This window comes from Achromobacter xylosoxidans A8 (genome assembly GCF_000165835.1).
Lineage (GTDB): Bacteria > Pseudomonadota > Gammaproteobacteria > Burkholderiales > Burkholderiaceae_B > Achromobacter > Achromobacter xylosoxidans_B.
In genome coordinates, this window is sequence record NC_014640.1 from 5,241,190 (window position 1) to 5,253,587 (window position 12,398).

10 protein-coding genes are annotated in these 12,398 nt (G+C 67.4%); 8 read left to right on the plus strand and 2 right to left on the minus strand.

Annotated features, from left to right (window positions below):
* Positions 1-2: 2 nt before the first annotated feature.
* From AXYL_RS24330 to AXYL_RS24365, 8 genes are all read left to right on the plus strand, one after another.
* Complete coding sequence (locus AXYL_RS24330) at positions 3-1,403, plus strand: acetyl-CoA carboxylase biotin carboxylase subunit (protein ID WP_013395529.1); 1,401 nt, start codon at positions 3-5, stop codon at positions 1,401-1,403.
* Entirely contained in the window at positions 1,400-2,272 is an 873-nt protein-coding gene (locus tag AXYL_RS24335; RefSeq protein ID WP_013395530.1) for a 5-oxoprolinase subunit B family protein, read from the plus strand. The genes AXYL_RS24330 and AXYL_RS24335 overlap by 4 nt, the downstream gene beginning before the upstream one ends.
* Positions 2,265-3,254: a biotin-dependent carboxyltransferase family protein gene (locus tag AXYL_RS24340; protein ID WP_013395531.1), complete on the plus strand. Its 990-nt coding sequence runs from the start codon at positions 2,265-2,267 to the stop codon at positions 3,252-3,254. Before AXYL_RS24335 ends, AXYL_RS24340 begins: the two co-directional genes overlap by 8 nt.
* Positions 3,255-3,392: 138 nt before the next feature.
* On the plus strand, positions 3,393-4,721 hold the full coding sequence (locus AXYL_RS24345; RefSeq protein ID WP_013395532.1) for a purine-cytosine permease family protein: 1,329 nt from the start codon (positions 3,393-3,395) through the stop codon (positions 4,719-4,721).
* A gap of 82 nt (positions 4,722-4,803) precedes the next feature.
* Positions 4,804-5,454, plus strand: coding sequence for an HD domain-containing protein (locus tag AXYL_RS24350; RefSeq protein WP_013395533.1), 651 nt, complete (start codon positions 4,804-4,806; stop codon positions 5,452-5,454).
* A 108-nt stretch (positions 5,455-5,562) separates the two neighbouring features.
* A complete protein-coding gene (locus AXYL_RS24355; protein ID WP_013395534.1) occupies positions 5,563-6,066 on the plus strand; it encodes a sigma-70 family RNA polymerase sigma factor in 504 nt (167 codons plus the stop codon).
* 25 nt (positions 6,067-6,091) lie between these two features.
* Positions 6,092-7,078, plus strand: coding sequence for a FecR domain-containing protein (locus AXYL_RS24360; protein WP_013395535.1), 987 nt, complete (start codon positions 6,092-6,094; stop codon positions 7,076-7,078).
* 74 nt (positions 7,079-7,152) lie between these two features.
* Entirely contained in the window at positions 7,153-9,594 is a 2,442-nt protein-coding gene (locus AXYL_RS24365) for a TonB-dependent siderophore receptor (protein WP_013395536.1), read from the plus strand.
* 6 nt (positions 9,595-9,600) lie between these two features.
* On the opposite strand, the gene AXYL_RS24370 is transcribed toward AXYL_RS24365, so the two are convergent.
* Positions 9,601-10,398 carry an efflux RND transporter periplasmic adaptor subunit gene (locus AXYL_RS24370; RefSeq protein ID WP_041656062.1) on the minus strand — a complete coding sequence of 266 codons (798 nt, stop codon included), beginning with the start codon at positions 10,396-10,398 and terminating at the stop codon, positions 9,601-9,603.
* A gap of 19 nt (positions 10,399-10,417) precedes the next feature.
* Entirely contained in the window at positions 10,418-12,397 is a 1,980-nt protein-coding gene (locus tag AXYL_RS24375) for a preprotein translocase subunit SecA (protein WP_013395538.1), read from the minus strand.
* Between the last annotated feature and the right edge of the window lies 1 nt (position 12,398).

The following is a 12,398-nucleotide window of genomic DNA, read 5'->3' on the forward strand; positions in this document are numbered from 1 at the left end:
CCATGTCCGACCTCACTATCCCATACCGCCCCCGCAACATCCATAAGGTGCTGGTGGCCAACCGCGGCGAAATCGCGCTGCGCATCATCCGCGCCGCGCGCGAGCTGGGCATGCGCACCGTGGCCGTCTACAGCGAAGCGGACCGCGACGCGCTGGCCACGCGCATGGCCGACGAAGCGGTGCTCATCGGCCCCTCGCACGCCACGCGCAGCTATCTCAATACCGAAGCGCTGCTGGACGCCGCGCGCAGCACCGGCGTCCAGGCGGTGCATCCCGGCTACGGTTTCCTGTCGGAGAACGCGGCATTCGCGCAGGCCGTGAGCGACGCCGGCCTGATCTTCGTCGGGCCGGACGCCGCCACCATCCGCACCATGGGCGACAAGGCCGCGGCGCGCGCCTGCGCGCAGGCGGCCGGCGTGCCCACCGTGCCGGGCAGCGCCGGCGTGCTGTCCTCGCTGGACGAGGCCCTGACCCATGCGGCGCTTATCGGCTACCCACTCATGATCAAGGCGGCCGCTGGCGGCGGCGGACGCGGCATCCGCGTGGTGCGCGACGAGGCCGAACTGCGCGCGCAGATGCCGCAGGCCCAGGCCGAGGCGCAGGCGGCCTTTGGCGAAGCCGGCGTCTACCTGGAACGCTATCTGCCGCGCGCCCGCCACATCGAAGTGCAGGTCCTGGGCGACGGCGACAACGCCGTGCACCTGTACGAACGCGAATGCTCGCTGCAGCGGCGCCGGCAGAAGGTGCTGGAAGAAGCACCCTCGCCAGCCCTGGACCCCGCTACCCGCCAGAAGCTGTGCGAATCCGCGGCGCAGCTGGCGCGCTCGGTCGGCTACCGGGGCGCGGGCACGCTGGAATACCTGTATGACGACAGCCGCGGCGCGGGCGAGTTCTTTTTCATCGAAATGAACACGCGCATCCAGGTCGAGCACCCCATCACCGAAGCCATTACCGGCGTGGACCTGGTGCGCGAAATGCTGCGCATCGCCGACGGCGAACCCTTGCGCTGGCGCCAGCAAGACATCGCCATCCGCGGCGCGGCGATCGAATGCCGCATCAATGCCGAAGATCCCACGCGCAACTTCGCCCCCAGCCCGGGCCGGGTGGAACACGTGCGCTGGCCCGGCGGACCGGGCGTGCGCGTGGACTCGATGCTGTATCCCGGCTGCACCGTCCCGCCCTACTATGACTCTCTGCTGGCCAAGCTGATCGTCTGGGACGAAAGCCGCGCGGCAGCCTTGGCGCGCATGACGCGCGCGCTCGACGAAGTCGAACTGGTCGGCGTGCACTCGACGCTGGCCCTGCACCGCGAGCTGCTGGAGGATGCGGACGTGCTGGCCGGCCGCTACCACACCAACTATCTTGAAGCCTGGATGCAAAGGGATCGGGAGGAAAGGCAATGAGCTTGCGCTACACCCACGGCGGCGACGAGTTCATCTTCGTCGAAATCAGCGAAGACATGTCGCTGGAGTCCTTTTTCAAGGGCATGGCGATCACGCGGGCGCTGCGCGAACGCGCGGTCGACGGCGTGACCGAGATCTGCCCGGCCAACGCGTCCTACCAGGTGCGGTACGACCCCGACCGCATCGCCCCGGACGCCCTGCTGGGCCTGCTGCGCGAACTGGAGGCCGGCATGGACCTGGCCAACCTGACGCTGGCGACCCGTATCATCGAAGTGCCGGTGTACTACAACGATCCCTGGACTCACGAGACCCTGATGCGGTTTCGCGAAAGGCATCAGGATCCTGAATCAACGGATCTGGAGTACGCGGCGCGCATCAACGGCCACGACTCGGTGCAAGGCTTCATCGACGCCCATTCCGGCTCGCCCTGGTTCGTATCCATGGTGGGCTTCGTGGCCGGCCTGCCCTTCATGTACCAAATGGTCGAGCGCGAGCGCCAGCTGCAGGTTCCGAAATACCTGCGCCCCCGCACCGACACCCCCAAGCACACGGTGGGGCATGGCGGCTGCTTCGGCTGCATCTATTCGGTGCGCGGCGCGGGCGGCTACCAGATGTTCGGCGTCACGCCCGCGCCGATCTTCGAGCCGGCCCAGCGCCAGGCGCATCTGCGTGATTCCATGGTGTTCTTCCGTCCGGGCGACATTGTGAAGTTCAAGCCCATCACCCGCGACGAGTACGACCACGCCACCGCGCAGGTCGAGGCCGGCAGCTTCGAGCTGCGCATCCGGCCCGTGTCGTTCTCGCTGGCCGAGTTCCAGCGCGCGCCCGATGCCTGCAACGCCCAACTGCTGGAGACGCTCCATGCCTAACGATTCCATCATCGAAGTCATCAAGCCCGGCCTGGCCACGTCGGTGCAGGACACAGGCCGACTAGGCCACTACCACCTGGGCATTCCGCCGTCGGGCGCGCTCGACCAGTACGCGCTGGTGGCGGCCAACCTGCTGGTGGGCAACGCCGCCGACGCCGCCGTGCTGGAATGCACCCTGCTCGGCCCCGAACTGCTGTTTCACCGCGCCGCCGTCATCGCCGTCACGGGCGCCAGCATGATCCCCAAGATCGATGGCGTGACCCAGGCCTGCAATGTGGCGCTGGCGGTGCCGGCCGGCAGCCGTCTGTCCTTCGACTTCGTGCAGGCCGGCGCCCGCGCCTGCCTGGCCGTGGCCGGCGGCATCGACGTGCCGGTGGTGCTGGGCAGCCGCTCGACCTATGCGCTGGGCGCCATCGGCGGCCACGAAGGCCGCAAGCTGCAGGCCGGCGACCGGCTGGCGGTGGGGCCGGCTTCCATCCGCACGCGCGTCGGCCGCGAACTGCCCGCTGCGCTGGCTGTGGCCCCGCCCAAGTCGCAGACGCTGCGCGTGCTGCCCGGCCTTTACGACCATCGCCTGGAATCCGAATCCGCCGCCACCTTCTATGAAGACGCCTGGACCGTGACCTCGGAGGCCGACCGCATCGGCTACCGCTACAAGCAAGGCCGCCCGCTGCGCTTTCGCGCCCGCGAGCAGCCCTTCGGCGCGGGCGCGGATCCATCGAATATCGTCGACGCCTGCTATCCCATCGGCTCGATCCAGGTGCCGGCAGGCGTGGAGCCCATCATCCTGCACCGCGACGCGGTGTCCGGCGGCGGCTACGCCATGATAGGCACCGTCATCAGCGCCGACCTGGACAAGGTCGGCCAGATGCAGCCCAACCAGAGCGCCCGGTTCGAAAGGGTGACGCTGGAACAGGCCGTCGCCGCGCGGCGCGACTATCGCGCCCGCTTCGAGCGCCTGCACCAGGCGCTTAGCGGCTGACCCCAGGGGCGCGGCCGGTCCGCGCCTAACTTCCAGGTTTTTCCAGCATCCCGGCCTTGCCCCCTGGCAAGGCCGGAGGGCGACGCGCGCCCGTTCCGCAGTCGAACCGCAGCATCCGATCCCGCCAGGAGATCCGACATGGCCAATCTGACCCCACGCAAACCGTCCGATGAGACGGACAACTCGCTGCACGCCGTCGCCGACGGCGACCGCATGCCCCGCTACGCGCTCACCATGGCCTGGTGGGCCGTGTGCAGCGCCGTGTTCTATATCGTCGTCGGCGCGACGCTGGCGCTGAAGTACGGCGCCCGCAACGCCATCATCGGCATGGTGTTGTCGGTGATCAGTTACGGGCTGATCAACGGCGTCATCAGCCGCTACGCCATCCGCACCGGCCTGTCGGTGGCGCTGTTCTCGCGCCGGCTGTTCGGCACCTCTGGCGCGGCGCTGGCCACGCTGATCTTCTTCGCCACCGCCATCTACTACGCGGTGTTCGAAGGCGCGGTGATGTCGGTCGCCGCGCATCATCTGTACCCGGCCGTGCCGTATTGGCTGGTGGCGCTGGTGGTGGTCATTTACAGCGTGCTGCTGATCTTCGGCAGCGTGCAGCGCTGGCTGGACAAGTTCAATGGCGTACTGCTTCCGTTCTATCTGCTGGGCCTGTTGCTGGCCGTCGTGATGGCAACGCAGGAATACGGCTACAGCGACGCCTGGCTGTCGTTCGGACCGCCCGAAGGCCCCGTCCCCGGCGGCTGGTGGGACGCCTTCGTCTACTACATGGGCGTGTGGGTGCTGATGATGTTCACCTTCGACTATGCCCGCTTCGGCAAGCGCGAGGACCAGACTTACCACAGCCGCTACAACTTCGGCATGCCGTTCTACCTGGTGACCTTCCTGCTCAACGGCGTCGCCGGCATCTATCTGGTCAGCACCATCCCCAGCGACGCCGCGCTGTCGGAAGTGTCGGTGGTGCTTGCGCTCCTGAAACTGATGGGGCTGGGCGGACTGCTGTTCGTCTGGATCACGCAAACCCGCATCAATACCGCCAACTACTACCTGGCCACCATCAACATGCAGGCGTTCTTCGCGCGCTGGCCGGGCATGCGCTGGCCCAAGGCGATGTGGGCCGTCATCGTGGGCGCGGTGACCTACGCGCTGATGCTGCTGGACGTGTTCTCTTATCTGCTCCAGGCGCTGGCCTACCAGGGCATCTTCGTGGTGTCGTGGGTGGCGGTGGCGCTGGTCCACATTCTTGGCAACGCGGAATCCGCGCCGCAGCATGGCGGCGCGGCATTCAACCGCGCCGGCCTGGCAGGATGGTTCGCCGGCGCCATCTGCGGCCTGGCGCTGATGCACACGGCCGGCTTCGCGGCCACCCTGGCCGCGCCCGCCAGCTTCGTGGTGTCGGCGCTGGTGTACCGGATCTGCTCCACGGCGGCGGGACGGATGCAGACGCAGGGCGGCTGACGCCACTCCAGGGCCGCGTCCCGGCGCGGCTTGGAACCGCCCTGTGTACACTTTCCGCCAGACCCGGAACTGATGGAAAGCAATGAACCTGCGCGAAGATTTGGCGGCCTTGCGGCCGCAACTCATACAGATAGCCCGAAGCGCGGATACCGGCGACGGCGCCCATGACCTGAGCCATCTGGAACGCGTCTGGAAGGCCGCCCACAGCATGCTGGCGCACCATCCCGAAGCCGACGCCATGGTCGTCATGGCCGCCAGCTACCTGCATGACCTGGTCAACCTGCCCAAGAACCATCCCGACCGGGCGCGCGCCTCGACGCTGGCAGCCGGCCAGGCCGTGCGGGAGCTGCAGGCTATCGGCTACCCCGCCGCCAGGCTCGAAGGTGTGCATCACGCCATCGAAGCCCACAGCTACTCCGCCAACATCCCGCCCCGGACCATCGAGGCCCGCATCGTGCAGGATGCCGACCGCCTGGACGCGCTCGGGCCGGTGGGACTGGCCCGCATGTTCCATGTCGGCGGGCAACTCGGACGCGCCCTGGCCCATCCCGCCGATCCTCTCGGAACGCAACGGGAACTGGACGACGGTGCCTATGCCCTGGATCACATCGAAGTGAAGCTCGCGCGCATCGCCGCCTCGATGCAGACCGAAGGCGGCCGCTTGCTGGCCCGCTCCCGCATGGACTGGATACGGCGGTTCCGCGACGATTTCTTGGCAGATTGGTCGGCCTGACCCAGCGCTCTCACCGATCGGCAAGCGCCCATGTTATATAATAAGAATTATTCTCATAAACACTGATGCCGGCCGAATCCAGGTCCGACGCGCGGTGGGGGACTTGCCGTGCCGGCCAGCAAATTCGCGTTTCCGCAGCAGAACATTGAAGGTCTGTACATTGACCACGGCGGTTGGCTGAAAGGCTGGCTGCGGCGCAAGCTCGGCGATGCCAGCAGCGCCGCCGACCTGGCGCATGACACGTTCGTGCGCCTGCTAGCCAAGGATGCCTTGCCCGAAATACGCGAGCCGCGCGCGCTGCTGACCACTATCGCGCACGGGCTGGTCCTGAATCTGCGCCGCCGCCAGCGCATAGAGCAGGCTTACCTGGAAGCCCTGGCGCTTCTGCCGGAACCGCAGACGCCATCGCCCGAAACCCAGGCCATCCTGCTCGAAACCCTGCTCGAGATCGATCGCCTGCTCGACGCCCTGCCCCGGCTGGTGAGGCAAGCTTTTCTGCTGTCCCAGATCGACGGCAAGCGCCAAAGCGAGATCGCGGTCGAACTCGGGGTGTCGGTTCCCACGGTCAAGCGCTACATCGCCAAGGCTTTGGCGCACTGCTGCTTCGCGTGACCCCGAGTTGCAAGGAACCCGGCCCATGACCCCCATCGCCGCCAGCGTCCGTCTTCAGGCAGCGCAATGGCTGGTCGAACTTCAGGCGGACAGCGTAGCCTCTGACACGCTTCGGAGCTGGCGGGAATGGCGCGCGGCGGATCCCGAACACGAACGGGCATGGCAGCATGTCGAAGGCTTTCAAGCCAGATTGCAGGGCGTGCCCGCCCCCTTGGCCCGAGCGGCCCTCAGCGCGCCCGGCTCCCTCGCGCGGCGCAGGCTCGTCAAGGCGCTGGCGCTTGCCGTCTTTGCCGGCGGCGCGGGCTCGATGCTGGACGAACAGCGTACCTGGCGGCGCTGGACGTCCGATAACCGGACCGGCACGGGCGAGCTTCTGAACCGTGTGCTTCCCGACGGCACCCAGGTCGCGCTCAACGCCGGCACCGCCATCGATATCCAGTTTTCGCAGACAGCGCGCGCGTTGCGCCTCATCAGCGGCGAACTGCTGGTCACCACCGCGCCGGATCCGGCAGCGGGCGGCCCTCGTCCCTTCATCGTGCGCACCGGCCAAGGCAGCATCCGCGCCCTGGGCACACGCTTTTCCGTACGCGACCTGGACGGACGCAGCAGTGCGGAAAGCCTGGTCGCCGTATTCGAAGGCGCCGTGGAACTGGCTCCAGCCAGCGGCGCGCCTGCCCTTTTGCAAGCCGGACAGCAAGGCAGGCTCGGACGCCATGCCGCTAGCGCGGCAGGTCCCGCCAACGAAGACACGCTGGCCTGGACGCAAGGCATCATCGTCGCCCAGGACATGCCTCTGCCGGCATTCCTGGCTGAACTTGCACGCTATCGTCCCGGCCGCCTGGCCTGGGACGAAACAGTGGCGCATCTCAAGGTCACGGGCACCTATCCCACCGCCGACACCGACCGCGTCCTGGAAATGCTCGCCGACACCCTGCCCGTCAGCCTGAGCCACCTCACCCGCTATTGGGTGACCGTGCGGTCCCGTCCGGCCGGAAAGAATCGCAGCGGTTGATCCCTTTTCAATTTTCGCGGGGCAAGAAGAGTAGGACCACACATTGCCTTCATTCTTGCTCCGGGGAACTGCATATGGGTTTGAACCGCCCGACACCAACGACTTCCATTCCGGCGGCCAGGCGCCTGCGCCTGCACGCCCTGGCCAGCATGGCCATGCGCGGCCTGCCGGCTTGCGCCGCCATCGCCCCGCTTGTCCTGGGCGTCCCCATGGCGCAAGCGCAGGCCGTGGAGGAACAACGCTACTACGACATCCCCGCCGGTCCGTTGACGGCCGCGCTCAACCGCTACGGCCGTGAGTCCGGCCTGATGCTGTCCTTCTCGACCGAGCAGACCAACGGCCTCCAAAGCAAGGGAATCCAGGGCCGCTACACGGCGCAGGGCGGTTTGCAGGCATTGCTGGCAGGCACCGGTTTCGAGGCCGCCGCGCGGCCCAGCGGAGGCTATGTGCTACGGCCCAGCGGCGCCCAGGTGCTTTCTGCCGTCGAGGTAGTCGGCGCGCATGAAACCGCCGCAGGCCCCTTCTACGGCTACGCGGCCACGCGCAGCGCCACCGGCACCAAGACCGACACGCCGCTGATGGAGACGCCGCAATCCATCACCGTCGTCGGCGCCGAGGAAATCGAAATGCTCAAGCCGCAGAACCTGCAAGACGCGCTGGGCTACGTCGCTGGGGTCAACCGCTCGGAAGGGCTGGATCGCACCTCTGACACGCTGCTCGTCCGCGGCTTCCAGCTCGACGGCAACGGCAACCAGTACCGCGACGGCACCAAGTACACCGTCAACATCTTCAACGGTCAGCAGGAACCCTATGGCCTGGAACGCATCGAGGTGCTCAAGGGCGCGTCCTCGGTGCTTTACGGCGCGGCGGCGCCCGGCGGCATCATCAACACCATCAGCAAGCGGCCGCCGGCCACGGCGTTGCGCGAGTTGAACGTCGACGCCGGCAGCTTCGACCGCAAGCAGGTCTCCGGCGATTTCGGCGGACCGCTGGACGAAGCCGGCGTCTGGTCGTACCGGCTGACCTTCCTGGGCCGCGACGCCGACACCTTCATCGACCACGTTCCCGATCGCCGGGCCTTTGTAGCGCCCGCGCTGACCTGGCGGCCCAGCGCCGCCACGACGCTGACGCTGCTCGCCGACTACCAGCACGACCGCACCGGCTACGTCTACGGCCTGCCCGAAAGCGGCACCATCCTGCCCAACCCCAACGGCAAGATTCCGCGCGACCGGTTCACCGGCGAGCCCGGCTACGACAAGTTCGACCTGGAGCGCTACTCGGTCGGCTATCTGTTCGAACATGCCTTCAACGACCAGATGAAGCTGCGCAACAGCCTGCGCTACATGCACGCCAGCAACGAGTACCGCTCGGTCTGGATCAGCGGCCTGCAGGACGACGGCCGCACTACCGCCTATCGGGGCGCGGCGCCGCGTTGGGACCGCTCTTCAGGCGTCGTCTCGGACACATCGCTGCAATACCAGTTGCGCACGGGGCCGGTGGAACACACCTTTCTTGCCGGTATCGACTACTCCGTCGCCCACCACGAATCCGAGCGGTATCAGCGCGAACTCGGCAATATCGACCTCTACGCCCCTGTCTATGGCATGCCGATAAGCGACGTCGAAACGCAAAACCCCTATGCCTGGAAAAGCGATACCAACCGCCTGGGCCTGTACTTCCAGGATCAGATGAAAATCGCGGAGCGGTGGGTGGTGCTGCTGGGCGGCCGCCAGGATTGGGTGCGGTTCGACTCGAGCAACTTCTTCACGGGCGAAAAGACCGCCGACAACGAGAAGAGCAAGGCCTTCACCGGGCGGGCCGGATTGGTCTATCTCGCCCCCAATGGTCTCGCGCCCTTCCTGAGCTACAGCGAGTCCTTCGAACCCACCGAAGGCAACGATCGCACCGGCGGCCGCTTCAAGCCGACCACCGGCCAGCAATACGAGGCCGGCCTGCGCTATCAGCCGCCCGGCTCCAGCACCCTGGTGTCGGCCGCCCTCTACCAGATCACCCGCAAGAACCAGCTGGTCGCCGATCCTTCCGATCCGACGATGACCTATTCGGTACAGGCCGGCGAAGTCCGCTCGCGCGGATTCGAGTTCGAAGTCCGCTCGGCCCTCACCCGCGACCTAAACCTCATCGCCGCCTACGCCTATACCGACGCCCGGACCACGCGCTCCAGCCCCTTGCAGCCTGAATTGGAAGGCCAGCGCACTCCCGGCGTCCCGTACAACCAGCTTTCGGTCTGGGCTGACTACAGCTTCGGCCGCTTCGGGCTGCCCGGCCTGAAGGCAGGCGCCGGCATGCGCTATGTGGGCAGCACGCGCAGCCAAACCAACGCCGAAGTGCCCGCCTTCACGCTGTTCGATGCCATGATCAGCTACAGCACCGGCCCCTGGCGCCTGGCGCTCAACGGCACCAACCTGGCGGACAAGACCTACATCGGAAACTGCACCTATGGGTGCTTTTACGGCGAACCCAGACGGGTGATCGGAACGGTGAGTTATCGGTGGTAGAAAAATTCAGAACGTCACCGAGCAGCGGATGCCCGACGGAATCGCATTGCCCTCGTTGGGCATCCGCAGCAGCACGGTAAAGGTGCCGCTGGCCGCGTCCATCACCCGGTCTATCCGCCAGACCTTGGCGTCCAGTGGCTTGTCGGCGATGGCCTGGTTGACGCTGACCTGCGCCTGGGCGTCTGCCTTGATCTGGCCGTACAGGCTTTCGGGCACGACGACCTTGACCAACAAGGGATTGATCTGCGCCAGTTTGACGATCTTGTTGTCGTTGACTCGGTCGCCGGGGCCGGCAAAGCGCTCGGCGACCACGCCGTCGAACGGGCTCTTGATGCTGCGTTCGGCCAGGATCGCCTGTTGCAGCGCCACCTGCAGCTGCGCCTGGCGGCTGCGCGAGGTCATTTCGTCGTAATCGCCCGCGGGCAGCAGCTGGCGCTTGAACAGGTCGGTGTTGCGGTCGACGACACGGCTCAGGTAGGCCGCTTCGGCGCGGCGCAGGCCCAGGGTGGCCTCGTCGACGCTGGTGTTCAGTTCGGCTACCACCTGGCCTTTCTTGACCACATCGCCACGCTGCACCAGCACGCTGCTCAGCACGCCGGCCGACGCGCTGCCCAGCTCAGACACCTGGAAGGGTTCGATCAGGCAGGCCAGGGGGGCATTCAGGTTGCCCCCCTGCGCCGACAGGGCCGGCTCGGCCAGCACCGGCAAACGGACATCGGGCGGCAGGCCCTGGGCAGCGGCGGCAGTGGCGGCGAGCAGGCAAGCCAGCAGGGCCGGGCGGAACAGTCGGTGGCATGGCGTCATGGGATCGGGCCTTTGCATATCAGTCGCCCTGCCCCGAAAAGGACAGGGAATTCTCCAGTTCTTCATCCGCGGCCACCATTTGGCGGCGCTCGCGGGCCAGTTTTCGTTCGGTGCGGGCCTGCGCGAAGCGCAGCCAGCGGGCCGCCAGCCGGCTGCTATCCCGCCTGCGTGCGCGCAGCAGCCGCAAGGGAGCCGCCCAGACGCCACTGGCGACGCTGTCCAGCACAGAGTCTTCCAGCGACAGGATCGCTTCGACATGGCCGGGGTCGCCCTGGCGTCCGCTGCGGCCTTCCAGTTGCCGGTCGATGCGGGCGGACTCGTGCCGCTCGGTCAGGATGACGTGCAGGCCGCCGGCCGCACGCGCCGCGTCCGACAAGGGGATATCCGTGCCCCGGCCTGCCATGTTGGTAGCGATCATGATGCTGCCGGGTTCGCCGGCGCGCGCAATCATGTCGGCCTCGTCGGCATCCTGCTTGGCATTGAGCACCACGGCGGGCAGGCCGGCCTGGGCCAGCACCCGGGCCACCTGCTCGGAGGCGGCGACCGAGCGCGTGCCGATCAGGATGGGCACCCCTTGCTGGTGCAGGACGCGCGTGCGGTCGCGCACCGCCGCCCACTTTTCGTCCAACGTGGGGTACACGGCGTCGGGCGCATGGCGCCGCCGCGACTTGCGGTGCGTGGGGATGCGGACCACCGGCAGATCGTAGACGCGGCCGAGTTCGGCACGGATTTCGGCGGCTGTGCCCGTCATGCCGGACAGCAGCAGATAGTGCTTGAAGAAGCGCTGATAGCTGATGCTCTTGAGGGTGGCGCGCGGCTCGCTCAGTTCCAGCCCCTCTTTGTGCTCCAGCATCTGGTGCAGGCCCTGGCCCCAGGACCGGTCCGGCATCACGCGGCCGGTGAACTCGTCGACCACCATGATCTTGCCGTCGCGGATGATGTATTGCTCGTCGAGCCGGTACAGGTGCAGCACGGTGAGGGCGCTGAGGACCAGCTCCTCGCGCCGGAACGGGATGCTCCAGGGCGCCGCCAGCGCAGCGCATGCGCCACCCAGATGCTCGCGTCCCAGTTCGGTCAGGGTCACGCGGCGTTCGCCGCGGTGTAGGCGGTAATGCCCGGGCGCCATGCCGCCGGCCAGTTCCATGGCCTGGCGCGTCACCGCGGCGGTATCGTCCTCTTGCACGCCCGAGATGATCAGCGGCGTGCGCGCCTCGTCCACCAGCACGCTATCCGCCTCGTCCACGATGGCAAAGCACAGGCCGCGCAGGTACAGCTGGCCCAGCCTGCCCTGCGCTCCGCGCAAGCGTTCCAGACGCAGCGCGTCTTCATCCTTGTCGCTGTCCAGCACGATCAGGTCCCGCAGATAGTCGAACACCAGGGTCTTGTTGGAGCAGTACACCACGTCCGCCTGATAGGCCTTGCGCCGCGTGGGTATGTCCATTTCCATGCTGACCCAGGCCACCGACAGGCCCAGCGCCTCGTAGAGGGGGCCCATGATCTGCGCATCGCGTTCGACCAGGTAGTCATTGGTGGTGATGACATGCACTGGCAGGCCGGCCATGGCGACCGTGGCGGCCGGCAGCGTAGCCGTCAGCGTCTTGCCCTCGCCGGTGTTCATCTCCGCCACCATGCCTTGCAGCATGGCCCAGCCGCCCAGCAGCTGCACGTCGAAATGCGCCTTGCCCAGCGCCAGCCGGCCCGCCTGCCGGATCAGCGCGAAAGCGCGCGCCGCGCTTTCCGCGTTGATGCCGTTGGCGCGCAGGTCGAACGCGATCTCGTCGGCGCGCCGGCGCACGCCCGCCAGATCGATGTCGCCCAGCGTCTCGGTCTCGCGCCGCACCTGCGCCAGGATGCGGCGAGTGCGCCACAGGGGCTGGCGGCGCTTGCGGCTCAGCCAGCGCAGGGCAGCCGTGCCCCAGGCCTCCAGCTTATTGGCGTGGCGCTCGCTTTCCTTTTCAGGATAGAGCGGGTCGGGGCAGAGGGCGTCGAAGGCGCGCATG